The sequence below is a fragment of the Streptomyces sp. WAC 01529 genome (assembly GCF_003945545.1).
Lineage (GTDB): Bacteria > Actinomycetota > Actinomycetes > Streptomycetales > Streptomycetaceae > Streptomyces > Streptomyces anatolicus.
The window spans coordinates 2,357,915-2,378,983 of sequence record NZ_CP029617.1 but is presented as its reverse complement, the minus strand read 5'-3'; the positions used below and the strand labels follow the sequence as shown (position 1 = coordinate 2,378,983).

The following is a 21,069-nucleotide window of genomic DNA, read 5'->3' as shown; positions in this document are numbered from 1 at the left end:
ACTAGTGGAAGTCGCACCCGAGCCAAATGTCCCGTCTGTGACGTGGCTCTCAATCCGCAGGTCAGAGCGGCAATTGACGCATGTCCATCAAGGCGTGGCGACTACGAGCCCCCTTCGTAGAGGACCAAAGACCTGTGGGCCGCCTCACGGGTTTGCGGCATTCATGTAACGGAGAGCAGAAGAGCCCTCACGGCTTTGGCGCCTCGAATGTGACCGGCGCCTCGAAAGCCGCCCGCCTCGTGGCCCGCCGCAGCGCCTTCAGGACGGCCGGCCCGAGCGTGAGGCTCAGCAGGACCGTGACGACGGCCCTCGGCAGGTCCCAGCCGAGCGAGGTGGCCAGGCAGTACGCGACGAAACGGGCGAGGTTCTCGGCGAGGGGGTCGCCCGGCTGGAAGGAGATGCCGGTGGCCATCCCGCCCAGGTAGGGCCAGCCCTGGAGGTTCATGGCCGTGCCGTACAGCACGGCGGAGACCGCGCCATAGACCGCGAGCAGCCACAGCTCGCGGCGCCCCCGCAAGGTCTCCGCCCCCGGGAGCAGCCCCGCGCCCATGCAGACCCAGCCCATCGACAGCATCTGGAACGGCATCCACGGCCCCACGCCCCCCGTGAGCAGCGCCGACGCGAACATCGACACCGCCCCGAGCACGAACCCGAAGCCGGGCCCGAGCACCCGCCCGCTCAGCACCATCAGGAAGAACATCGGCTCGATGCCCGCCGTGCCCGCGCCGAGCGGCCGCAGCGCGGCGCCCGCGGCCGCCAGCACGCCCAGCATGGCGATGGCCTTCGCGTCCAGGCCGACGTCCGCGATGGTCGCCACGACGACACCGAGCAGCAGCGGCAGCAGCGCCGCGAACAGCCACGGGGCGTCCTGGGCGTGCTCGGCGAACCCCGAGCCCCGGCTCGACAGCAGCGGCCACCCGAAGGCGACCACACCCACCGCGCTGACCAGCGCGAGCGCGGCGACCGAGCGGGGGCCCAGGCGAATGGCACGGGCCCGCCGGACGGCGCTCCTCTGGCCGGGGGCGGCGCGCTGCTCACCGGGGGCGGCGCTCTGCTCACCGGGGGCGGCGCTCATGACGCCCCCTCCGCCGCGCCCAGCGCCTCGCGCACCTGCGTCACCGTCAGCCACTCCCGGGGCGCCAGGATCTTCGTGACCTGCGGCGCGAAGGCGGGCGACGAGACCACGACCTGCGCGGTCGGACCGTCCGCGACGACCTCGCCGTCCGCGAGGATCACCACGCGGTGGGCGATCTCGGCCGCCAGCTCCACGTCGTGCGTGGCCAGTACGATCGCGTGCCCCTCCGCCGCGAGACCCCGCAGGATCGTGACGAGGCGGGCCTTGGCCGCGTAGTCCAGGCCGCGGGTCGGCTCGTCGAGCAGGAGAAGGGGAGGGCGCGAGGTCAGCACGATCGCCAGGGCGAGCGCGAGGCGCTGGCCCTCGGAGAGGTCCCGGGGGTGCGTGTCGTCCGCGATGCCGGGCAGCAGCTCGCTCACCAGCGCCCGGCACGCCCCGGCCGCGGCGCCCGCGTCCCGGTCGGCGGCGGCGCACTCGGCGGCCACGGTGTCCGCGTACAGCAGGTCGCGCGGTTCCTGCGGGACCAGGCCGACGTGCCGGATCAGCCGGCGCGGTGCGGTGCTGTGGGGGACCGCGCCGCCGACGCGGACGGTGCCTGAGGTGGGTTCCAGGAGGCCGACCAGGGTGGACAGGAGCGTGGACTTCCCGGCGCCGTTGCGGCCCATCAGGGCGACGGTCTCGCCCGGCGTGACGGTGAGGTCGACGCGGCGCAGCGCCTCGACGCGGCCGCGGCGCACGGCGAGGCGCTCGACGGCCGCCGCGGGCACCTTCTCGGGCGTACGTTCCTTGCGCGGCCGGGGCCACCGGCTCGCCGGCCGCTCCACGGGCCGCACGGCCGCCTCCTCCTGGCGCGGTTCCGTCCCGGCGAGCCGTTCCCGCAGCGCGCCCGCCCTGCGCCGCGCGTCCCGCACGGTCAGCGGCAGCGGCGACCAGCCCGCGATGCGGCCGAGCGCGACGACCGGCGGGCAGACGGGGGAGCGGGCCATCAGCTCCGCCGGGTCGCCGAGTACCGGGGGCTCGCCCGGGGCCGCGAGCAGCAGCACCTGATCGGCGTACTGCACGACCCGTTCGAGGCGGTGCTCGGCCATCAGGACGGTCGTGCCGAGGTCGTGGACGAGCCGCTGGAGCACGGCGAGGACCTCTTCGGCGGCGGCCGGGTCGAGCGCGGAGGTCGGCTCGTCGAGGACGAGGACCCGGGGGTGCGGGGTGAGGACCGAGCCGATCGCGACGCGCTGGCGCTGCCCGCCGGAGAGCGTGGCGATGGGCCGGTCGCGCAGCTCGGCGAGGCCGAGCAGGTCCAGGGTCTCCTCGACCCGCCTGCGCATCACGCCGGGGGCGAGACCGAGCGACTCCATGCCGTAGGCCAGCTCGTCCTCGACCGTGTCCGTCACGAAGTGCGCGAGGGGGTCCTGGCCCACGGTGCCGACGACGTCGGCCAGCTCGCGGGGCTTGTGCGTACGGGTGTCGCGGCCCGCCACGGTGACGCGCCCGCGCAGGGTGCCGCCGGTGAAGTGCGGCACGAGCCCGCTGACCGTCCCCAGCAGCGTCGACTTGCCGACCCCGGACGGACCGACGAGCAGCACCAACTCGCCCTCGGGGACGGTGAGGTCGACCCCTCGCACGGTGGGCGCGGCACTCCCCTCGTACGTCACCGAGACATCCTCGAAGCGGATCATGAGGTCTCCTCGGGAGAAACAACGGGGCGTACGGGGGTCGAGGGCGCCTGCTCCCCCGTGGGCACCGGCGCCACGAACGCCGGAACCAGGCCGAGCAGGGCCGCCGCCGCGGGCCACAGCGGGAGGGTCGGGGGGACGAGCGGGACGACGCCGGGGTGCAGCGCCCCCATGTCGTACGACGCGGACCAGATCGTCAGGGCCGCGACCGCCAGGCCCGAGCCCGCGACCAGCCAGGCGCGTACGCCCCACGCGTCGGGGCGGTAGCGGGTGCGTACCGCGCGGCGTCCGCCGAGGCGCAGGCCCGCGAGCGCGGCGAGCAGGCCGGAGAGCAGGAAGGACAGTCCGTAGGCGGCGCCTTCCGCGGTCAGCAGGCCGTACGTGCCCACGCAGACGCCCATCAGGCCGCCCAGCGTCAGTACGGCGGTGAGCCTGCGCACGCCCGCGGGGACGGCGGCGCTGCGCCCGAAGCCGCGCGCGTCCATCGCGGCGGCCAGCGCGACCGACCGCTCAAGGGCACCTTCCAGGACCGGCAGCCCGACCTGGAGCAGCCCGCGCACCCCCTTGTCCGGCCGCCCGCGCAACCGCCGCGCGGCCCGCAGCCGCCGCACGTCCGCGATGAGGTTCGGCGCGAAGGTCATCGCCACGACGACGGCGACCCCCACCTCGTACAGCGCGCCCGGCAGCGACTTCAGGAGCCGGGACGGGCTCGCCAGGGCGTTGGCGGCGCCGACGCAGATCAGCAGACCCGCCAGCCTGACGCCGTCGTACAGCGCGAAGACCATGCCCTCGGCGGTCACCTTGCCGCCGATCCGCACGCCCTTGGCCCAGTCGGGCAGCGGCACCTCCGGCAGCGTGACGAGGACGTGCGTACCGGGGATCGGCGAGCCCAGCACGATCGCGAAGACCAGCCGGATGGCGATGACGACCAGGCCGAGCTTCACGAACGCGCCGTACGACTTCGCCCAGGGCGCCGAACTCCGCCGGGCGGCCACGACATAGCCCGCCACGCCGATCAGCAGCCCGATCAGCAGCGGGTTGGTCGTCCGGGACGCCGCCGTGCCGAGGCCCAGCGCCCACACCCACCAGGCGCCCGGGTGCAGGGCGTTGCTCCGGTGGGCCTCGGGGGCGAGGCGGCGCCGCAGGAGGCCGGGCGCGCCGCTGCCGTGGTTCGTCATCGTGCTGTCCGTGTCCGGGGCCGCGTCAGCCGCGGCGGCGCCGGGCCTGCCAGAACGCGGCGCCGCCGAGCAGCGCCACGGCGGCGGCCCCCGCGATCAGACCGACGGACGGCCCGCCGTCGTCCTCGCCCTCGTCCCCGTCCGCCTTCGGCCGCGCCTCGGTCCTCAGGGTGTCGTTGTGGACCTGCTCGCCACAGCCCGACCTCGGGTAGCCGTCGATGGCGCAGAGCAGTGCCTTGCTGTCGTAGCGCAGCGGCTTGGCGACAGAGGCGAGCGCCTCCGCGCTGGTGGCGTCCTCGGCGACCCGGGCGCATGCCGTGCGCGGCGCGGGCGGGTTGTCGTCGTGGGGCGCGTCCTGCGGCAGCCCGAAGTCGATGACGAGGGCGACCCGCTTGCGGCCGTCCTCGGCGGGGGTGTTCCGGCAGATCTCCTTGAACTCCGCGGGGCCGCGCGGCTTGGCGGCGTCCTTCGAGTCCTCGGAGACCGAGAAGCGGAACCCCTGCACATCGCCGTCGTCGGGCCGTGCGGTGCCGGGCCCCTGACTGGCGTACGTCCAGGAGCCGCCGTCCCGGTCCCAGAACGACCAGTAGCGGTAGCCGGCGGCCTGGGAGGGCGCGGCGGCGAGGACGCCGAGCAGGGCGGCGACGAACGCCACCACCGCCACGCGCCCGCGCCACGCGCGCCGGGGCACCAGACGCGTCCGGCCCCGCGTCACGGCTGCTGCTTCTTGCGGTTGGCGCTGTAGAGGAAGCCGATGCCGATGCCGGCGACCATGCCGACGCCGATGATCCACCAGATGTTGGTGCCGCCGTTCTCGTCCTTCTTCTCGTCCGAGGCATCGGCCGACGAGGAGTCGGAGGCGCTCTGCGCGGGCGGACCCTGGGCGCCGAGACGCTCGACGAGGTCGGTGCCGCCGAAGTCGCGCGGGTCCATGCCCGCGGCGTGGGCGGCGAGGATCAGCTGAGCGTAGGCGGCGGGGCCCGACTCCTTCGCCCACTTCGCGGAGTTCTCCGCGAGCCACTCGGCGGACTTCTCGGCCTGGTCGCGCTGGCCGGCGGCGGCCAGCGCGAGCACGGCGTCGGCGGTGTTGCCGAGGTCCGGCTGGTCCTTGGCGCCCGGCATCGCGGACATCAGGTGGTCGTCGTTCTCGCCGAGGACGTCCAGGAGGTAGCCCGTGCCGTTGCTCGCGGCCTGCGAGGCGGTGTCCGGCTTCGCGCACTTGGGGGCGGCGGCGTCCGCCTTCTTGGCGGGCGCCACGACCAGGCCCTTGCCGAGGCTGCCGAGCACACCGGCCGCGGTGGCGTCCGCGTTCGGGCTGAGCTTCTTGGACTTGGCGTCGGCGAGGCCGAAGGCGCCGTCGCCCTTGCCGCAGTCCATGGCGAGCTTCGGCAGCGCGTCATAGGCGGACTTGCCGTCCTGCGACTTCACGTTCGCGGGGTTCTCACCGGCGGCGACGAGCGCGCCGACCACGATGCCGGTGGAGTTGGCGTCGGTGGGCAGGCCCGGGTTGTAGCCCCAGCCGCCGTCCTGGTTCTGGACGGACTTCAGCCAGGCCACGCTCTTGTCGACCGTCTTGCCGAGGCTCTTGTCCTCGCCGCCGAGCGCGGCGAGTGCCTGCACGGCGGCGGCGGTGGAGTTGCTGTCGACCTGCGTCTTGGAGTCGCACGGCTCGCTCGCGTCGGCGCGGTAGGCCGCGAAACCGCCGCTCGCGCACTGCTGCCCGGTCAGCCAGTTCACGGCCTTGGCCGCGGGCTTCACGCCCACGGTGTCCTGGGCGAGCAGGGCGTACGACTGACGGAAGACGCCGTCGAACTTGGGGTCGGACTTGCCGTACAGGCCCGAGGGGAGCGCGGTCGAGGGCGACGGCGAGGCGTCGTCCGCGAAGGCGGCCGGTGCGGCGGCCGAGCCGAACACGGCGACGGCGGCCAGGACCGCTGCGCTGCGGCGAACGTTCATGATGCGGCGGGTTGCCTCTCCCTGCGGGGAGCGGGGCGGCACGGCACCGTGCGAGCACGGCTTCCGGGCGGCTCCGGCTCCGTATACCTCGACGGTGCCGCTCATCGGGGGCCCCGATGAAGCGAGCCGGTCACGCTCCGCGCCGGGCATTCCGGCTCACCACGATTCGTGGTTGACGGAATGGGGCCTCCCCTGCTCGAGCGAAGCCGAGAGCTTGGGGAAGGGTCAGCGCCGGATTCGCACCGGCTTCCCCCTGCGCGGACGTGAGGACGACCCGGCCACTCTACCGGCCCGTATCGGCGCCGCGATTTCCCCCGCGGCGGCCGAGGGGGCGGGAAGAAGGCGGGGAAAGAAGAAATTCACGGGGAGCGGTAAACACATCGGCCGCCGCGGGGTGCTCAAGGGTGTCGTCACCGATTCAGGAGGCAAGATGCCGACCTTCGTACGGGACCCCGCCGTCCTCACCGCGGGCCTCAGCGCCCTCGCGGCGATGGGGAACCTGCTCCGGATCTGGCTGGAGAGCCGGGTGGGCCGCCGCCGTGTCGTCACGCGCGCGGTGCGCGTCCGCGGCCGTGAAACCGACTGGGAGTACACCTCGTCCAAGACGGACCGGGACCGGACTGCGGGGGGAGAGCAGCAGTGACCCAGGAGAACCCTGTCACTCACGACAACCGTACGGACCACGAGGACTTCGACACGTTCTACCGCCGCACCTACCCCCGCACCCTCGCGCGGGCGCTCATGGAGTGGCGCGACCTGGGGGAGGCGGAAGATGCGGTACAGGACGCGTACGTCGCACTGCTGCGCCACTGGGACAAGGTGCGCGGCTACGACAGCCCCGAGGCGTGGGTGTATCTGGTGATGAAGCGACGGCAGCACAGGGCTTTCAAGCTGTGGTCGCGGCGGCGGGAGCTGGAGATCGCGCCGCCGCCCGCCGCCCGCGTCGAGGACACCGCGGAGGTCAGGGCGGTCCTGGACGCCATGCCGAGGCTGCCCGCCAGGCAGCGCGAGGTCATGGTCCTGTACTGCCTGGAAGGCATGGGGCAGAAGGAGATCGGCGAGGCGCTGGGCATCAGCCGGGGCACCGTCGCCGCCAGCCTGCACCAGGCCCGCCGGCGCCTGGCGAGCGCCCTCGGCCTGGACTCCGGCCTCGCCCCCGCCGGCGAGGGCGGCGGCGACGCGCTGCTGCCCGCACCCGTGCCCGCGGTCGCGCCGGGGTCGGCGGTCGGGGAACGGCGCGAACCGCCCGCGCGGAACGACCCGGTCGCCGACGCCGTGCGGCACGCCGAAGCATGGCTCATCGCCGCCTGCGCGGCACACACGGACCCCGTACGGACGAATTCCCGGCTCACGGAGGTGTACCGGCGTGCGGCGGTGGACAATGGCGCCAACAACCGTGAAGGGGGCGGTAGTTGACCCGGAACCGCTGGACCCGCGGGCTCACGGCGGGGCTCGTCCTGGTCCTTCTGGCACTGCTCTATCTGCTGGCCGCCGCCATCGTCGTCGGCTCGATCGCCGTACTCGCGGTCTCGGCTGTGCTGCTGATCTCGATGTCACCGCTGTTCGTGATCGGCAAGGCCGCGGTCCTGCCCGTCGTGAAGACCGTGTTCGGCGCCCTGCGCGGCAGCGTCGAGCGGACCGAGCCCGGCGCGCGGCGTGTCTCCGGGCTCGACGCGCCGGGGCTGTGGTGCTTCGTCGAGGAACTCGCCCGCCGGGCGGGCACGCCCGCCCCCACCCACCTGTGGCTCACGGCGGGCGCCAACGCGAAGGTGCGGCTGACGGGCTGGACCCGGCGCCGCCGCAGGCGCTGCCTCTACATCGGTGTGCCGCTGCTCCTGGCCCTGGACGCCGACGAGCTGCGCGCCGTCCTCGCCCACGAGCTGGGGCACTACGCACGCCACGACTCGTGGTTCTCCGCCCTGGTCTACCGGGGCGCCGCCAAGCTGCGGGACATCGACGGGGGCCTCAGCCGCTCCGCCCTCCCGATGACCGATGTCCGGCTCGCCAACGCGCTGCTGAAGGGGTACGCGTGCGTGCTGCGCGGCTTCTTCGGCGGCTTCGCCTACCTCTACGCGGGCGTCACGTCGCCCGTGCTGCGCCGCCAGGAGTACGCGGCGGACGACTTCGCCGCCCAAGTGGTCTCGCCCGCCGCGGTCGCCCGCGCGCTGCGGTCGGCGGAAGCGGTCCACCAGGACTGGGGCGTGTTCCGGGGCGGCGTCCTCACCCTGCTCCACCACCGCGACCGCATGCCCGACGACCCGTTCCGCGCGTTCCTCGCGGCGCGCCGGGACCCGGAGCTGCGCGCGCTCGTGGAGGCCCACGCGCCGCCCCCGCCCCGGAACCGGCGCCGCCCCGGCACCCATCCGACGATGCCCGCGCGCCTGAAGGCGCTGGAGGCGGCGGGGACCCGGGGGCCGGGGGAGGACGCCGTCGGCGCCTGGGCCGAGGACCCAGGCCTTGAGGCGGTCCTGGCGAAGGCGCTCCCTGCCGAGGTGGGGGCGCGGATGTTCGGCTGCGACTGCGCCCCCGACGTCCTGGCCGTCGACGACTGGCTGGCGGAGGTGGAGCGCATGGTGGCGGTACGGGCCGAGGAGCGGCTGCGCCATCTCTACGACCTGTACTGGCGCGAGGTCACGTACCGGGTGCCCGAGCGCCCGACCCTGCGGGGCATGCGGGCGCTGCTGGACGCGGAGGCGGGCACCGAGCGGGCCGCCCGGCTGCGTACGGTCGGGCGCGGCAGCGGACTGACGCACGCCCAGTGGAAGGGGCTCGTCGACCTGGCCGTGGCGCGGGAGCTGGCGGGCGCGGGCGACCTCGACCGCCGCCTGGCGCCGCTCCCGGCGCCCCACCGGTGCGTCGCGACCACGGTCCGCACCCCGGCCATGCGGAACCTGCGGTTGAAGCGGGCGATGGTGGTCTCCGTCGTCCTGATGGTGGCCGCGTCGGCGCGGGACCACGGCTCAAGGTCCGACCCGGCACCGGCGTACCAACCGCCTCGGCCCTCGGTGACGGACTACGGCGGATACGAGCCTCCGGACTACGACCTGCCCGACTACGACTACACCCCGCGGCCGGCCATCCCCCTCCCGACGCGCATCCCTCCGCTGGAGGTGAGCGTCCGCCCCCCGGACGCGGGGTGACCGCCCCACGGCCCCCAGCAGCCGCCCCTCACACCGCCACATACGTCACCGGATCACTGCCCGGCACCGCCTCCGCCCGCCCCAGCTTCACCAGGCGCCGCACATGGGCCTCGGCCTCCGAGACGGCGATGTTGCGCGAGCCGTAGGGGATCTCGGCCCAGGGGCGGTTCCACTCCATGCGCTCGGCGAGGCGCCAGGGGGTGAGGGGTTCGGCGAGGAGGGTGAGCAGACCGGTCAGGCGCTCCTCGTGATGGGCCAGGAGTGCGCGGACGCGGGCCGGGGCGTCGGTGAACGCGCGCTGGTGGGCGGGGAGCACCTCCGCGGGGTCCAGGCGCCCGACGCGCTCCAGGGAGTCCAGGTAGTCGCCGAGGGGGTCGGTGACGGTGTCGTCGTCCGGGTCCTCGTACAGGCCGATGTGCGGGGTGATCCCGGGCAGCAGGTGGTCGCCGGAGAAGAGGCGGCCGTTGCCCCGGAGCCCCGCCGGGTGGGCCTCCTCCAGGTGCAGGCAGACGTGGCCCGGGGTGTGGCCCGGTGTCCAGATCGCGCGCAGGCAGCGGCCCGGCAGGGCGAGGAGTTCGCCCGGGGTGATCCCGCGGTCGGGCAGGGCGGGGTCGAGGCCGGGCAGCCTGCGGGGGCGGCCCTCGTCCCGGGCGCGGACCAGCGGGGCGACGTGCTCGGCGGGGGCGCCGGCGGCGGTGAGCTTCGCGGCCATGTAGCCGTACCAGCGCTCGGGCGGGTGGGAGCGGGTGCGGCGCACCACGGAGGCGTCCGCCTCGTGCATCGCGAGCCACGCCCCGGACGCCTCGCGGACCTTCGCGGACAGGCCGTGGTGGTCGGGGTGGTGGTGCGTGATGACCACGCCGTGTACGTCCTCGACCGCGACGCCGCAGGTCGCGAGCCCGGCGGTGAGCGTGGCCCAGGACGTCGGGTCGTCCCAGCCGGTGTCGACGAGGACGGGCCCGGCGTCGGTGTCCAGGAGGTGGACGAGCGTGAAGCCGAGGGGGTTGTCGGGGATCGGGACCTTGATGCTCCAGACGCCCCCGCCGTGCGCGATCACCGGCGGTTCGGCCGTCTGCGGGGTCATGGGCGCCTCGTCTCGTCGTCGCCGGATGCCCTCACTATAACTAGAACCGGTTTCAATGGCCCGCCCAAGTCGACTGACATGTCGGGGAGTTGTCACATCCGCCCTGGCGCTCGTGGACTCCTCCAACTAGAACTGGTATCAGTTCGAGCACAGCCTGAGGCAGTGTCAGGAAAGCGAAGTCCCGGGAACCGCCCCGCAGGAGGCAGTCAGCCATGACGGAGCTCGTGGAACACGGACAGCTGTTCATCGGCGGGGAGTTGGTGGACCCGCTCGGCAAGGACGTCATCGACGTCGTCTCCCCGCACACCGGTCAGGTCTTCGCCCGCGTGCCGCACGCGGCCCCCGCCGACGTGGACCGCGCCGTCGCCGCCGCGCGCAGGGCGTTCGACGAGGGCCCCTGGCCGCGGATGACCCTGGACGAGCGGATCGAGATCGTCACCAGGATCAAGGACGGCTTCGCGGTGCGCCACGAGGAGATCGCCCGCGTCATCAGCTCCGAGAACGGCACCCCGTACACCTCCAGCGTGATGGTGCAGGCGCTGGCCGCGATGATGGTGTGGGACGCGGCGATCACCGTCGCCCGCGACTTCCCGTACGAGGAGAGCCGCGACGGGATCCTCGGGAAACTGCTCGTGCGCCGCGAGCCGATGGGCGTCGTCGCGGCCGTCGTGCCCTGGAACGTCCCGCAGTTCACCGCCGCCGCGAAGCTCGCCCCCGCGCTCCTCGCGGGCTGCCCGGTGATCCTGAAGACCTCGCCCGAAACGCCGCTCGACGCCTACATCCTCGCGGAGATCGCCGCGGCGGCGGGCCTCCCCGAGGGCGTGCTCTCCATCGTCTGCGCCGACCGCGAGGTCAGCGAGTACCTGGTCGGGCACCCCGGCGTCGACAAGGTGTCCTTCACCGGATCCGTCGCCGCGGGCAAGCGCGTCATGGAGGTCGCCGCCCGCAACCTCACCCGCGTCACCCTGGAGCTGGGCGGCAAGTCGGCGGCGGTGATCCTGCCCGACGCCGACGCGGCGAGCGCGGTCGCGGGCATCGTGCCGTTCGCCTGGATGATCAACGGCCAGGCGTGCGTGGCCCAGACCCGCATCCTCGTGCCGCGCACCCGCTACGACGAGTTCGCCGACGCCTTCGCCGCCGCGGCCCGCGCGCTCAAGGTCGGCGACCCCCTCGACCCCGCCACCGAACTCGGCCCGCTGGTCGCCGAGCGCCAGCAGCGGCGCTCCCTCGACTACATCCGCATCGGCCAGGAGGAGGGTGCCAAGATCCTCGCGGGCGGCGGCCGCCCGGCCGGATTCGACCAGGGCTGGTACGTCGAGCCGACCCTCTTCGGCGGCGTAGACAATACGATGCGCATCGCCCGCGAGGAGATCTTCGGCCCCGTCATCTGCCTGCTGCCGTACGGCGACGAGAGCGAGGCCGTGCGGATCGCCGACGACTCGGACTACGGGCTCAGCGGCAGCGTCTGGACCGCCGACGTCGAGCGGGGCATCGACGTCGCGCGCCGGGTGCGGACGGGAACGTACTCCGTGAACACCTTCAGCCTCGACATGCTCGGACCCTTCGGTGGGTACAAGGACTCAGGCCTGGGGCGGGAGTTCGGGCCCGAGGGGTACGGCGAGTTCTTCGAGCACAAGATGATCCATCTGCCCGCCGGCTATGAGGGGAGTGGCGCCTGATGGGCGACCGCTGGCACGTCGAGGTCGACCGGTCCGTCTGTATCGGCTCGGGCATGTGCGTGAGCACCGCGCCCGGCGGGTTCACCCTGGACACCGCCCGGCAGTCCCACCCCACCGCCCCCGAGGGCGACGCCAACGAACAGGTGCTCGAAGCCGCCGAGGGCTGCCCGGTCGAGGCGATCACCATCACGCTCGCCGAGAGCGGGGAGGCCGTCTTCCCGCCGGAGGACTGACGGCGGCCGCTCCCGGGGCCCCGCCCGCCCTACCCGCGCGGCTCGGCCGTCAGGTCGATGAGGCGGCAGACGGTCTCGATGTCGATCTTCACCTGGGCGATCGAGGCACGCCCCGAGAGCCAGGTGATCAGCGCGGAGTGCCACGTGTGCTCGATGACCCGCACGGCGGACAGCTGCCGCGCGGTGGGCGGCTGCTCCAGGCCCATCGCGTCCAGGATGATCGCCGTCGTCAGACGCGAGACGGTGTCGACCTCGGGGCTCACCGAACGGTCGGCGAAGGTCAGGGCCCGCACCATCGCGTCCGCGAGGTGCGGCTCGCGCTGGAGCGCGCGAAAGGCCCGCATCAGCGTCTCGGCGACCCGCTCGGCGGGCGTCTCACCGGCGGGCGGACGCTTGCGGATCGTCGTGTGCATGTGCTGGAGCTGGTCCTGCATGGTGGCGACCAGGAGATGGACCTTGGAGGGGAAGTAGCGGTAGAGCGTGCCGAGTGCCACGCCGGCCGCCTCGGCGACCTCGCGCATCTGCACCGCGTCGAAGCCGCCCCGGCTCGCCAGTTGGGCGCTGGCGTGCAGGATGCGGCGGCGGCGCGCCTCCTGGCGCTCGGTGAGGGCCGGCGCCGCAGGGCTCGCCGCCTTGGCTTCCGCTGTCATATAGGTGCCCCTCCGCATCGCCTCGCGAGATCGCACAGCATGGCAGGGAGCCCGTGGTGGCGCGAATCACCTGATCCGGGCCTTACACCTCGCCTACCTGCCGGTAGATTCAAAGCTCGTCCAGCGATCAATCAGCGATCGTCCAGCGAGCACCCGATGATCCCTCGACGATGACGCCGGTCAAGTCTGAAACTTGTTCTAGATTACCGTCCCGGCGTAACCTCGCGGACAACTGCACGCAGAAGGGGGCCGAGAGTGACCGCTGAGGCCATGGAGGCGGGCCCCCGAAAGGGCTCCGACGCCGACGGCGACCGTCCGTTGCGCATCGCCCTCCTCACCTACAAGGGGAACCCGTTCTGCGGGGGCCAGGGTGTGTACGTACGTCATCTCTCGCGCGAGCTGGCCCGGCTCGGCCACAGTGTCGAAGTGATCGGCGCCCAGCCCTACCCCGTACTGGACGAGGGCGAGGGCCTGGCGGGCCTCCGGCTCACGGAGCTGCCGAGCCTCGACCTCTACCGCTCGCCCGACCCCTTCCGCACCCCCCGGCGCGACGAGTTCCGCGACTGGGTCGACGCGCTCGAAGTGGCGACCATGTGGACCGGCGGCTTCCCGGAGCCCGCCACGTTCAGCCTGCGGGCCCGGCGCCATCTGCGCGCGCGGCGCGGCGAGTTCGACGTCATCCACGACAACCAGACCCTCGGCTACGGCCTGTTGAGCGACCTCGGCGCCCCCCTGGTCACCACGATCCACCACCCCATCACCGTCGACCGGCAGCTGGAGCTGGACGCCGCGCCCGACTTCAAGCGCCGCATGTCCGTCCGCCGCTGGTACGCCTTCACCCGCATGCAGAAGCGCGTCGCCCGCCGCCTCCCCTCGGTCCTGACCGTCTCCGGCACCTCCCGGCAGGAGATCATCGACCACCTCGGGGTGCGCGAGGACCGCATCGACGTCGTCCACATCGGCGCCGACACCGGCCTCTTCTCCCCGGACCCGGCCGTGCCCGAGGTGCCGGGCCGGATCGTGACGACCTCCAGCGCCGACGTACCGCTCAAGGGCCTCGTCCACCTCGTCGAGGCGCTCGCCAAGGTGCGCACCGAGCACCCCGGAGCCCACCTCGTCGTCGTCGGCAAGCGCGCCGAGGACGGGCCCGTCGCGCAGGCCATCGAGCGCTACGGCCTCGAAGGCTGCGTCGAGTTCGTCAAGGGCATCACCGACGCCGAGCTGGTCGACCTCGTCCGCTCGGCGCAGGTCGCCTGCGTCCCCTCGCTGTACGAGGGCTTCTCGCTGCCCGCCGCGGAGGCGATGGCCACCGGCACGCCGCTGCTCGCGACGACCGGCGGCGCGATCCCGGAGGTCGCGGGCCCCGACGGCGAGACCTGCCTCGCGGTGCCGCCGGGCGACGCGGGCGCGCTCGCGCTCGGCCTGCAACGGCTGCTCGGCGACCCTGAGCTGCGGGCCCGCCTCGGCCGCGCGGGCCGGGAGCGGGTGCTGAGGAAGTTCACCTGGGCGCAGGCCGCCAAGGGAACGGCCGAGCGCTACCGCCAGGCCATGAGCCGCGCCGCGGCCACCGACCCCGGCCGCCGCCCCGCGGCCACCCCGACGTACTCCGGGAGCCCTCGCTGATGCTGACCGTCGACTTCACCCGCTTCCCGCTCGCCGCGGGCGACCGCGTCCTCGATCTGGGCTGCGGCGCGGGCCGGCACGCCTTCGAGTGCTACCGGCGCGGCGCTCGGGTGGTGGCCCTCGACCAGAACGCCGAGGAGATCCGCGAGGTCGCCAAGTGGTTCGCCGCGATGAAGGAGGCGGGCGAGGCACCGGCGGGGGCGACGGCCACCGCCATGGAGGGCGACGCGCTCAACCTCCCCTTCCCCGACGAGTCGTTCGACGTCGTGATCATCTCCGAGGTCATGGAGCACATCCCCGACGACAAGGGCGTGCTCGCCGAGATGGTGCGCGTCCTCAAGCCGGGCGGCCGCATCGCGGTGACCGTCCCGCGCTACGGCCCCGAGAAGGTCTGCTGGGCCCTCTCCGACGCCTACCACGAGGTCGAGGGCGGCCACATCCGCATCTACAAGGCCGACGAACTCCTCGCCAGGATGCGGGAGTCGGGCCTCAAGCCGTACGGCACCCACCACGCGCACGCGCTGCACTCCCCGTACTGGTGGCTCAAGTGCGCGTTCGGCGTCGACAACGACAAGGCGCTGCCGGTGCGGGCGTACCACAAGCTGCTCGTCTGGGACATCATGAAGAAGCCGCTGGCGACCCGGCTCGCCGAGCAGCTGCTCAACCCCGTCGTCGGCAAGAGCTTCGTGGCGTACGCGACCAAGCCGCACCTCCCCGAGGCCGCGGCCGGTGCCGACGCCGCCGCGGTGGCCGCCAAGTGACGAGCCCGGAGCGCACCGAACACCTCGTCCTGCCCGGCGTCCTGACGGCCGATCAGGCGACGGCGACCGTACGGGGCATCCTCGCCGTCCAGCGCGAGGACGGCGCCATCCCGTGGTTCCGCGGCCACCACCTCGACCCGTGGGACCACACCGAGGCCGCCATGGCCCTGGACGCGGCGGGCGAGCACGCGGCCGCCGAGCGCGCCTACGACTGGCTGGCCCGCCACCAGAACCCGGACGGCTCCTGGTACGCGGCGTACGCCGACGGCGACCCGCACGACGTCACCGACCGGGGCCGCGAGACCAACTTCTGCGCGTACATCGCCGTGGGCGTCTGGCACCACTACCTCGCCACCGGCGACGAGGCGTTCCTGGACCGCATGTGGCCCGCCGTGGTCGCCGCCGTCGAGTTCGTCCTCGGGCTCCAGCAGCCCGGCGGGCAGATCGGCTGGAAGCGGGAGGCCGACGGCACCCCCGTCACCGACGCGCTCCTCACCGGCTCCTCCTCCATCCACCAGGCGCTCCGGTGCGCCCTCGCCATCGCCGAGCAGCGCGAAGAGCCGCAGCCCGACTGGGAGTTGGCGGTCGGCGCCCTCGCCCACGCGATCCGCCGCCACCCCGAGCGCTTCCTCGACAAGGGCCGCTACTCGATGGACTGGTACTACCCGGTCCTGGGCGGCGCGCTGACCGGCGAGGAGGCCAAGGCCCGTATGGAGGAGGGCTGGGACCGCTTCGTGGTGCCGGGCCTCGGCGTGCGCTGCGTCGACCCCAACCCCTGGGTCACCGGCGGCGAGAGTGCCGAACTCGCGCTGGCCCTTTGGGTGCTGGGGGAGTCCGACCACGCCCTGAAGGTCCTCCAGTCCATCCAGCACCTGCGCGACCCGAAGAGCGGCCTGTACTGGACGGGTTACGTCTTCGACGACAAGGCGATCTGGCCCGAGGAGCTGACCACGTGGACGGCGGGGTCGCTGCTGCTGGCCGTGGCGGCGCTTGGCGGCGACGAGGCTACCTGTGCGGTTTTCTCTGGTGAGCGGCTGCCTGGGGGGCTCGATCCGGAGTGCTGCGGGTGACGCTCCGCTGGAGTTTGGGGGCTTGACCTGCGGGTCCGATGTGGCTGGGCGCGCAGTTCCCCGCGCCCCTTTGGGGCGCTGCCCCTCGGGGCGCTTCCCTTGGGGCGTCGCTCAGTAGCGGCGTAGGCGGCCCGCTATCGCGTGGCCCACCACGAGGTAGACGACCGCCGCGAGGCCGTAGCCCGCGACGACCCTGGCCCACTTCTCGTCGAAGGTGAACAGGTCGTGCGACCAGCCGGCCAGCCAGCGCGCCACGTCGTGGATGAACTGGACGAGGTCGTTGGCGCGGTTCGCGTCCAGCAGGTACATCAGGATCCACAGGCCGAGTATGGCGGCCATGATGTCGGCGACGAGCGCGATGACCCGTGCCGCTGTGCTGCCGTGGGAGTGCCGCGTGGGAGACATGGTGGCCGGGTACCGGGGAGCGCCCCGTTCGAAACCCGTTCGGGCCCGCCCCGCTGGCGGCGCCCCGCGCCCGGGGTGAGGCTGCCCGGAGGACCGCTCACCTCTGGAGGCCGCTGCCGTGCCAAGCCCCGTATCCGTCCGCCGTGCCGGAGTCTCCCTCACGCTGTGCTGCACCCTGCTCGTCGGCGCGACGGCTTGTGGCAGCGACGGCAAGGAGACCAAGGCCGCCGCGCCCTCGGCCAGCAGCAGCGCCGAGAAGCAGAAGTTCGCCAAGACGCGGTTCGTCGCCAACGCGGGCCTCGCCGCCGGGGCGACGTACCAGTGGATCGTGAAGCCGTTCCGCGCGGGCAAGTTCAAGAAGGGCGCGGACGGGCGGCGGATCGCCCTCGTCAAGGCGGGCCTCGCGGGAGCGTTCACGTACAACAGGCTGAAGGCGGCGACGAAGAACGCGCAGGGCGACCCGGCCCTCTCCAAGGCCGTGGCCCCGCTCACCGCCGGCATCGACGCCCTGAAGGACCTGCCGTCCAAGCTCCGCAAGGGCGAGTCGACGGACTCGATCGTCAACTCCTTCGACGGCGTCATCAACTCCGTGAAGGACGCGGGCAAGGGCGCGGGCGCGGAGGTCAAGGACAAGGTGCCGTCGGCCGGGGAGCTGACCAAGGGCTAGACGTTTCCTAGGAGTTGAGGTCGGCGAGGACGCGCAGGGTGTGCGGGTCCGGTGCCAGTACCAGGAGGTCCGTGACCGGGCCCGCGCGCCATGACTCAAGGCGTTCCGCGATCCGTTCGCGGGGGCCCACCAGCGAGATCTCGTCCGCGAAGGCGTCCGGTACGGCACGCACGGCGTCCTCCCTGCGCCCCGCGAGGAACAGCTCCTGGACCTGCCGGGCCTCCTCCTCGTACCCCATGCGCGCCATCAGATCGGCGTGGAAGTTGCGGGCCGCGTGCCCCATGCCGCCGATGTAGAAGCCGAGCATGGCCTTGACGGGGAGCAGGCCCTCGGCGATGTCGTCGCAGACCTTCGCCCGGGCCATCGGGGCGATCGTGAAGCCCTCGCGCAGGTCGCTCAGCGAGGCCTCGTACGCGTCCGTGCGCGTCGGCGACCAGTACAGCGGCAGCCAGCCGTCCGCGATCCGGGTCGTCTGCGCGATGTTCCTGGGCCCCTCCGCGCCGAGCAGGACGGGCAGGTCGGCCCGGAGCGGATGGGTGATCGGCTTGAGCGCCTTGCCGAGGCCGGAGCCGTCCTCGCCCTGATAGGGATGGGCGTGGAAGCGGCCGGCCAGCTCCACCGGGCCCTCGCGGCGCAGCACTTGCCGGATCACCTCGACGTACTCGCGCGTCGCGGTCAGCGGCGACTTCGGGAAGGGCCGCCCGTACCAGCCCTCCACCACCTGAGGCCCGGAGAGACCGAGGCCGAGCATCACCCGGCCGCCCGACAGATGGTCGAGCGTGAGGGCGTGCATGGCCGTGGTGACCGGGGAGCGCGCCGCCATCTGCGCGACGGCCGTACCGAGCCGGATCCGCGAGGTCCGTGCCGCGATCCAGGTCAGCGGAGTGAAGGCGTCCGAGCCCCAGGCCTCGGCGGTCCACACCGAGTCGTAGCCGAGCCGCTCGGCCTCCTGGGCGAGGGCGACGTGGCCGGGGTCGGGGCCGCGCCCCCAGTAGCCGAGTGCGAGCCCGAGCCGCATACGTCCTCCCGGTGCAGAAAGCCTGACGGTACGTCAGCTGGCGGTCGGGACTGTACGACAACGGCCCCCCGCCCGGAAGGGCGAGGGGCCGCGAGGTGCCTGTGGGGTCAGCCGCGCTGGATCCCCGTGGTGTCCTGGAGGACGCCGCGACGGCCGTCCTGCGTCTGGGCCACCAGACCCTGGCCGCGCTGCTCGACGGCCAGGTACCAGGTGCCGGGCGCCAGCTCGGCGATCGGCGTCGGCGAGCCGTCCTCCGCGTAGAGCGGACGCGGCACCGGCACGGCGAACCAGAACGGCGAGAAGTCACCGGACGGCTGCGCCTGCGCGGGCGGCGGCGTCTGCCCGGCCTGCGGCTGCGGCTGGCCACCGAAGGACTGACCCTGCGGCTGGCCGGGCTGGGGCTGGCCGTAGGGAGCACCCGGCTGCGGCTGGCCCGCACCGGCGCCCGGGTAGCCGTAGCCACCCTGCGGCTGACCGCCGTAGGGCTGCGGGGCGGCCGGACGCGGGGCGCCCATGAGCGGGGCCTTCAGCGCCGGGACGAGCTGCGTGGCGACCGCGGCGGCGGCGAGCACGAGCGCGCCGATCAGGCCGAGGATGAGGCCGACACCGGCGTCGGGGGAGTCAGCCCCACCGAGGTTGCTGTTGAAGAAGAAGTTGTAGGACTGGTCGGTGTCGAAGATCGCACCGAGCGAGCTGAGGGCGGAGGCGATGGTGAACGCCACACCGAGCTGGCCGAGGTCCAGGCCCGCGACCTTGCGCTGCTGCGGCATCGCGCGGCCCACGACGATGAGCGCCGCACCGATGATGCCGAGCAGGTACACGCTCAGCAGCAGGTTGCCGTTTTCCCAGGCGTTGGGCAGCTTGTCGCTGTCGCTACCGTCGGCGTCAAAGGTGTCGAGGAACGAGGCAATGAAGAGCAACACCGCTGCTCCGATCACCACGCCGTCGCCTCGAGTGAGGGAGCGGAAATTCACTTCAGGTCCTTCGTCAGTCGTCTCGTCAGTGGAGGCGTCGCTGTCGCCGTAGTCGCGTTCGTGTCGCGGTGCGCGAAGCGCGGGGGTGGCCCCTCATCGTAGGGAGGACAATATCGTCCGTACACAGGGGGTGTCTGCTCGGGATAAAGACGTGCACGTATTGGTACGCGGACGTTCACGGGCTACCTCCGCAGGAATCCGTCGATTCCCTCAGAAATGCCCTTCGCCGCCTTCTGCCGCCACTCGCCGCTCTTCAAAAGCGCCGCGTCCTGCGCGTCCCGCATGTTGCCGCACTCGATGAACACCTTGGGGACCTTGGAGAGATTGAGGCCGCCGAGATCGCTGCGGACGTCGAGGCCGGTGCCGCCGCCCACGTAATTGGAGGGGGCGCTTCCGGTCGTCTTCACAAAGGCACCCGCGATGCGCTCGCCCAACTCCTTGGAGGGGCCCACGATCGCGGACGTGTCGGCGGCGCCGCCCTTCACCTTCGCGGGCAGGATCACGTGGTAACCGCGGTTGCCCGCGCCGGAGCCGTCGGCGTGGAGGGAGACCACCGCGTCCGCGCGGGCCTCATTGCCGATCCGGGCGCGCTCGTCGACGCACGGGCCCCAGGGGCGGTCGCCGTCCTGGGTGAACTTGACCGTGGCGCCCTGCTCTTCGAGCAGCGTGCGCAGACGGCGGGCGACGTCCAGGGTGAACTTCGCCTCCGTGTAGCCGTCGTTGGTGGACGTGCCCGTGGTGTCGCACTCCTTGCGGTTGGTGCCGATGTCGACCTGACGGTTGATCTCGGCGGTGTGCTGGAAGTTGCCGGGGTTGTGGCCGGGGTCGACGACGACCACCTTGCCCTTGAGCGGGCCGTCCACGGCGGGGCGGGACGCCGACGGCTTCGTACTCGAATCGTTGCCGTCGCCCTTCCCGTCCTTGTCCTTTTCCTGCCCCTTGTCGGACTTCGAGGGGGCGGGCGGGCCTGCCTCGGAGGGCGTGGTCCGCCCGGCGGAGGCGCTCGGGGAAGCCGGCAGCGATCTCGCCGGTTCGCCACCGTCCTCGCCGCCGGTGGCCTGGTAGACCAGCCACCCGGCCAGGAAAGTGGGCACCAGCGCGGCCACCGTCACGGTCAGCGGGTGGCCGATGCGGCGCCTTGGCGGCTGGGAGGGATCGAATTCCGGACCTACGTACGACACGAGGGCGAGCCTATCGGCGAGGTCAGATCCCCGCTCCCGTTCGCCGCAGCACGCGCAGCGAGTCCACCGCGGCGACCTCGGTGAACGCGCCGGACGCCAGAGCCCTCAGATAGACGCGGTAGGGGGCCTGCCCGGTCATGATGTCGACCGGGTCCGGGAACACGTCGTGGATGACGAGCAGCCCGCCCTCGGCGACGTGCGGCGCCCAGCCCTCGTAGTCGGCGGTGGCGTGTTCGTCCGTATGCCCGCCGTCGATGAAGACCAGGCCGAGCGGCCCGCCCCACACCTTCGCCACCTGCGGCGAGCGGCCGACGACCGCGATCACGTGCTCCTCCAGGCCGGCCCGGTGCAGGGTCCGGCGGAAGGTGGGGAGCGTGTCCATCAAACCCACCTCGGGATCGACCGTTCGGGGGTCGTGGTACTCCCAGCCGGGCTGCTGCTCCTCGCTGCCGCGGTGGTGGTCGACGGTGACCGCGCTCACCCCGGCCCGCCGGGCCGCGTCGGCGAGCAGGATCGTGGAGCGCCCGCAGTAGGTGCCGACCTCCAGGAGCGGCAGCCCGAGCGCGGCGGCCTCCGTCGCCGCCGCGTACAGCGCGAGCCCCTCACCGCGCGGCATGAAGCCCTCGGCGGCCTCGAACGCGGCGAGGATCTCCGGTCGGGGCTCGGTCTTGGGCTCGGCGGCCATGGGGTTCCTCCGGGTCG

21 protein-coding genes are annotated in these 21,069 nt (G+C 73.1%); 9 read left to right on the top strand and 12 right to left on the bottom strand.

Features of this window, described 5'->3' with window-relative positions:
* Window positions 1-187 precede the first annotated feature (187 nt).
* Genes DMA15_RS10665 through DMA15_RS10645 form a run of 5 tightly spaced genes read right to left on the bottom strand, consistent with a single transcriptional unit; the run spans window position 188 to window position 5,882 of the window.
* Window positions 188-1,075 carry an ECF transporter S component gene (locus DMA15_RS10665; protein ID WP_125512537.1) on the bottom strand — a complete coding sequence of 296 codons (888 nt, stop codon included), beginning with the start codon at window positions 1,073-1,075 and terminating at the stop codon, window positions 188-190.
* Window positions 1,072-2,751 (bottom strand): ABC transporter ATP-binding protein, encoded by a 1,680-nt coding sequence (locus tag DMA15_RS10660; protein ID WP_125512536.1) that lies wholly within the window; start codon window positions 2,749-2,751, stop codon window positions 1,072-1,074. The genes DMA15_RS10665 and DMA15_RS10660 overlap by 4 nt, the downstream gene beginning before the upstream one ends.
* On the bottom strand, window positions 2,748-3,926 hold the full coding sequence (locus DMA15_RS10655) for an energy-coupling factor transporter transmembrane component T (RefSeq protein WP_125512535.1): 1,179 nt from the start codon (window positions 3,924-3,926) through the stop codon (window positions 2,748-2,750). Before DMA15_RS10655 ends, DMA15_RS10660 begins: the two co-directional genes overlap by 4 nt.
* A gap of 25 nt (window positions 3,927-3,951) precedes the next feature.
* Window positions 3,952-4,641 carry an SCO2322 family protein gene (locus tag DMA15_RS10650; protein WP_240659741.1) on the bottom strand — a complete coding sequence of 230 codons (690 nt, stop codon included), beginning with the start codon at window positions 4,639-4,641 and terminating at the stop codon, window positions 3,952-3,954.
* Complete coding sequence (locus DMA15_RS10645) at window positions 4,638-5,882, bottom strand: prenyltransferase/squalene oxidase repeat-containing protein (protein WP_125512534.1); 1,245 nt, start codon at window positions 5,880-5,882, stop codon at window positions 4,638-4,640. The genes DMA15_RS10650 and DMA15_RS10645 overlap by 4 nt, the downstream gene beginning before the upstream one ends.
* Before the next feature lie 430 nt (window positions 5,883-6,312).
* Here DMA15_RS10645 and DMA15_RS10640 point away from each other — a divergent pair, with 430 nt between their 5' ends.
* The 3 genes from DMA15_RS10640 to DMA15_RS10630 are packed head-to-tail and all read left to right on the top strand — an operon-like array spanning window position 6,313 to window position 9,022.
* On the top strand, window positions 6,313-6,525 hold the full coding sequence (locus DMA15_RS10640; protein ID WP_125512533.1) for a hypothetical protein: 213 nt from the start codon (window positions 6,313-6,315) through the stop codon (window positions 6,523-6,525).
* Window positions 6,522-7,298: a sigma-70 family RNA polymerase sigma factor gene (locus tag DMA15_RS10635; protein ID WP_164551723.1), complete on the top strand. Its 777-nt coding sequence runs from the start codon at window positions 6,522-6,524 to the stop codon at window positions 7,296-7,298. Before DMA15_RS10640 ends, DMA15_RS10635 begins: the two co-directional genes overlap by 4 nt.
* Window positions 7,295-9,022 (top strand): M48 family metallopeptidase, encoded by a 1,728-nt coding sequence (locus DMA15_RS10630; protein WP_125512531.1) that lies wholly within the window; start codon window positions 7,295-7,297, stop codon window positions 9,020-9,022. Before DMA15_RS10635 ends, DMA15_RS10630 begins: the two co-directional genes overlap by 4 nt.
* A 28-nt stretch (window positions 9,023-9,050) precedes the next feature.
* Here DMA15_RS10630 and DMA15_RS10625 read toward each other — a convergent pair whose 3' ends face one another.
* Window positions 9,051-10,106 carry an MBL fold metallo-hydrolase gene (locus DMA15_RS10625; RefSeq protein WP_125512530.1) on the bottom strand — a complete coding sequence of 352 codons (1,056 nt, stop codon included), beginning with the start codon at window positions 10,104-10,106 and terminating at the stop codon, window positions 9,051-9,053.
* A 212-nt stretch (window positions 10,107-10,318) separates the two neighbouring features.
* On the opposite strand from DMA15_RS10625, the gene DMA15_RS10620 reads away from it, so the two are divergent.
* Entirely contained in the window at window positions 10,319-11,785 is a 1,467-nt protein-coding gene (locus tag DMA15_RS10620; protein WP_125512529.1) for an aldehyde dehydrogenase, read from the top strand.
* Window positions 11,785-12,018: a ferredoxin gene (locus tag DMA15_RS10615; RefSeq protein ID WP_125512528.1), complete on the top strand. Its 234-nt coding sequence runs from the start codon at window positions 11,785-11,787 to the stop codon at window positions 12,016-12,018. The genes DMA15_RS10620 and DMA15_RS10615 overlap by 1 nt, the downstream gene beginning before the upstream one ends.
* Window positions 12,019-12,047: 29 nt before the next feature.
* Here the strand turns inward: DMA15_RS10615 and DMA15_RS10610 are convergent, their stop codons facing one another.
* Complete coding sequence (locus tag DMA15_RS10610) at window positions 12,048-12,668, bottom strand: TetR family transcriptional regulator (protein ID WP_125512527.1); 621 nt, start codon at window positions 12,666-12,668, stop codon at window positions 12,048-12,050.
* A gap of 255 nt (window positions 12,669-12,923) precedes the next feature.
* Between DMA15_RS10610 and DMA15_RS10605 the strand changes: the two genes are divergently transcribed.
* The 3 genes from DMA15_RS10605 to DMA15_RS10595 are packed head-to-tail and all read left to right on the top strand — an operon-like array spanning window position 12,924 to window position 16,122.
* Window positions 12,924-14,291 carry a glycosyltransferase family 4 protein gene (locus DMA15_RS10605; protein ID WP_125512526.1) on the top strand — a complete coding sequence of 456 codons (1,368 nt, stop codon included), beginning with the start codon at window positions 12,924-12,926 and terminating at the stop codon, window positions 14,289-14,291.
* The gene (locus DMA15_RS10600) at window positions 14,291-15,052 is read left to right on the top strand and encodes a class I SAM-dependent methyltransferase (RefSeq protein ID WP_125512525.1); all 762 of its coding nucleotides are present in this window, start codon (window positions 14,291-14,293) and stop codon (window positions 15,050-15,052) included. The genes DMA15_RS10605 and DMA15_RS10600 overlap by 1 nt, the downstream gene beginning before the upstream one ends.
* The gene (locus DMA15_RS10595) at window positions 15,049-16,122 is read left to right on the top strand and encodes a prenyltransferase/squalene oxidase repeat-containing protein (RefSeq protein WP_125512524.1); all 1,074 of its coding nucleotides are present in this window, start codon (window positions 15,049-15,051) and stop codon (window positions 16,120-16,122) included. The genes DMA15_RS10600 and DMA15_RS10595 overlap by 4 nt, the downstream gene beginning before the upstream one ends.
* Window positions 16,123-16,233: 111 nt before the next feature.
* Here the strand turns inward: DMA15_RS10595 and DMA15_RS10590 are convergent, their stop codons facing one another.
* Window positions 16,234-16,527 (bottom strand): hypothetical protein, encoded by a 294-nt coding sequence (locus DMA15_RS10590; RefSeq protein WP_125512523.1) that lies wholly within the window; start codon window positions 16,525-16,527, stop codon window positions 16,234-16,236.
* Between the two features lie 118 nt (window positions 16,528-16,645).
* On the opposite strand from DMA15_RS10590, the gene DMA15_RS10585 reads away from it, so the two are divergent.
* Entirely contained in the window at window positions 16,646-17,194 is a 549-nt protein-coding gene (locus DMA15_RS10585; protein ID WP_125512522.1) for a hypothetical protein, read from the top strand.
* Between the two features lie 7 nt (window positions 17,195-17,201).
* Here DMA15_RS10585 and DMA15_RS10580 read toward each other — a convergent pair whose 3' ends face one another.
* The 4 genes from DMA15_RS10580 to DMA15_RS10565 form a co-directional block, all read right to left on the bottom strand.
* Window positions 17,202-18,212: an LLM class F420-dependent oxidoreductase gene (locus tag DMA15_RS10580; RefSeq protein ID WP_125512521.1), complete on the bottom strand. Its 1,011-nt coding sequence runs from the start codon at window positions 18,210-18,212 to the stop codon at window positions 17,202-17,204.
* 107 nt (window positions 18,213-18,319) lie between these two features.
* Window positions 18,320-19,186 (bottom strand): DUF5336 domain-containing protein, encoded by an 867-nt coding sequence (locus tag DMA15_RS10575; RefSeq protein ID WP_125512520.1) that lies wholly within the window; start codon window positions 19,184-19,186, stop codon window positions 18,320-18,322.
* Between the two features lie 182 nt (window positions 19,187-19,368).
* Window positions 19,369-20,367 carry an N-acetylmuramoyl-L-alanine amidase gene (locus DMA15_RS10570; RefSeq protein WP_125512519.1) on the bottom strand — a complete coding sequence of 333 codons (999 nt, stop codon included), beginning with the start codon at window positions 20,365-20,367 and terminating at the stop codon, window positions 19,369-19,371.
* Window positions 20,368-20,389: 22 nt separating this feature from the next.
* Window positions 20,390-21,052 (bottom strand): class I SAM-dependent methyltransferase, encoded by a 663-nt coding sequence (locus tag DMA15_RS10565; RefSeq protein ID WP_164551722.1) that lies wholly within the window; start codon window positions 21,050-21,052, stop codon window positions 20,390-20,392.
* Window positions 21,053-21,069 lie beyond the last annotated feature (17 nt).

Coding starts and splice junctions, on each gene's coding strand:
- DMA15_RS10610 (WP_125512527.1), bottom strand. CDS start 12,668: ATGACAGCGGAAGCCAAGGCGGCGAGCCCTGCGGCGCCGGCCCTCACC.
- DMA15_RS10600 (WP_125512525.1), top strand. CDS start 14,291: ATGCTGACCGTCGACTTCACCCGCTTCCCGCTCGCCGCGGGCGACCGC.
- DMA15_RS10620 (WP_125512529.1), top strand. CDS start 10,319: ATGACGGAGCTCGTGGAACACGGACAGCTGTTCATCGGCGGGGAGTTG.
- DMA15_RS10565 (WP_164551722.1), bottom strand. CDS start 21,052: ATGGCCGCCGAGCCCAAGACCGAGCCCCGACCGGAGATCCTCGCCGCG.
- DMA15_RS10580 (WP_125512521.1), bottom strand. CDS start 18,212: ATGCGGCTCGGGCTCGCACTCGGCTACTGGGGGCGCGGCCCCGACCCC.
- DMA15_RS10615 (WP_125512528.1), top strand. CDS start 11,785: ATGGGCGACCGCTGGCACGTCGAGGTCGACCGGTCCGTCTGTATCGGC.
- DMA15_RS10640 (WP_125512533.1), top strand. CDS start 6,313: ATGCCGACCTTCGTACGGGACCCCGCCGTCCTCACCGCGGGCCTCAGC.
- DMA15_RS10645 (WP_125512534.1), bottom strand. CDS start 5,882: ATGAACGTTCGCCGCAGCGCAGCGGTCCTGGCCGCCGTCGCCGTGTTC.
- DMA15_RS10655 (WP_125512535.1), bottom strand. CDS start 3,926: ATGACGAACCACGGCAGCGGCGCGCCCGGCCTCCTGCGGCGCCGCCTC.
- DMA15_RS10660 (WP_125512536.1), bottom strand. CDS start 2,751: ATGATCCGCTTCGAGGATGTCTCGGTGACGTACGAGGGGAGTGCCGCG.
- DMA15_RS10590 (WP_125512523.1), bottom strand. CDS start 16,527: ATGTCTCCCACGCGGCACTCCCACGGCAGCACAGCGGCACGGGTCATC.
- DMA15_RS10665 (WP_125512537.1), bottom strand. CDS start 1,075: ATGAGCGCCGCCCCCGGTGAGCAGAGCGCCGCCCCCGGTGAGCAGCGC.
- DMA15_RS10625 (WP_125512530.1), bottom strand. CDS start 10,106: ATGACCCCGCAGACGGCCGAACCGCCGGTGATCGCGCACGGCGGGGGC.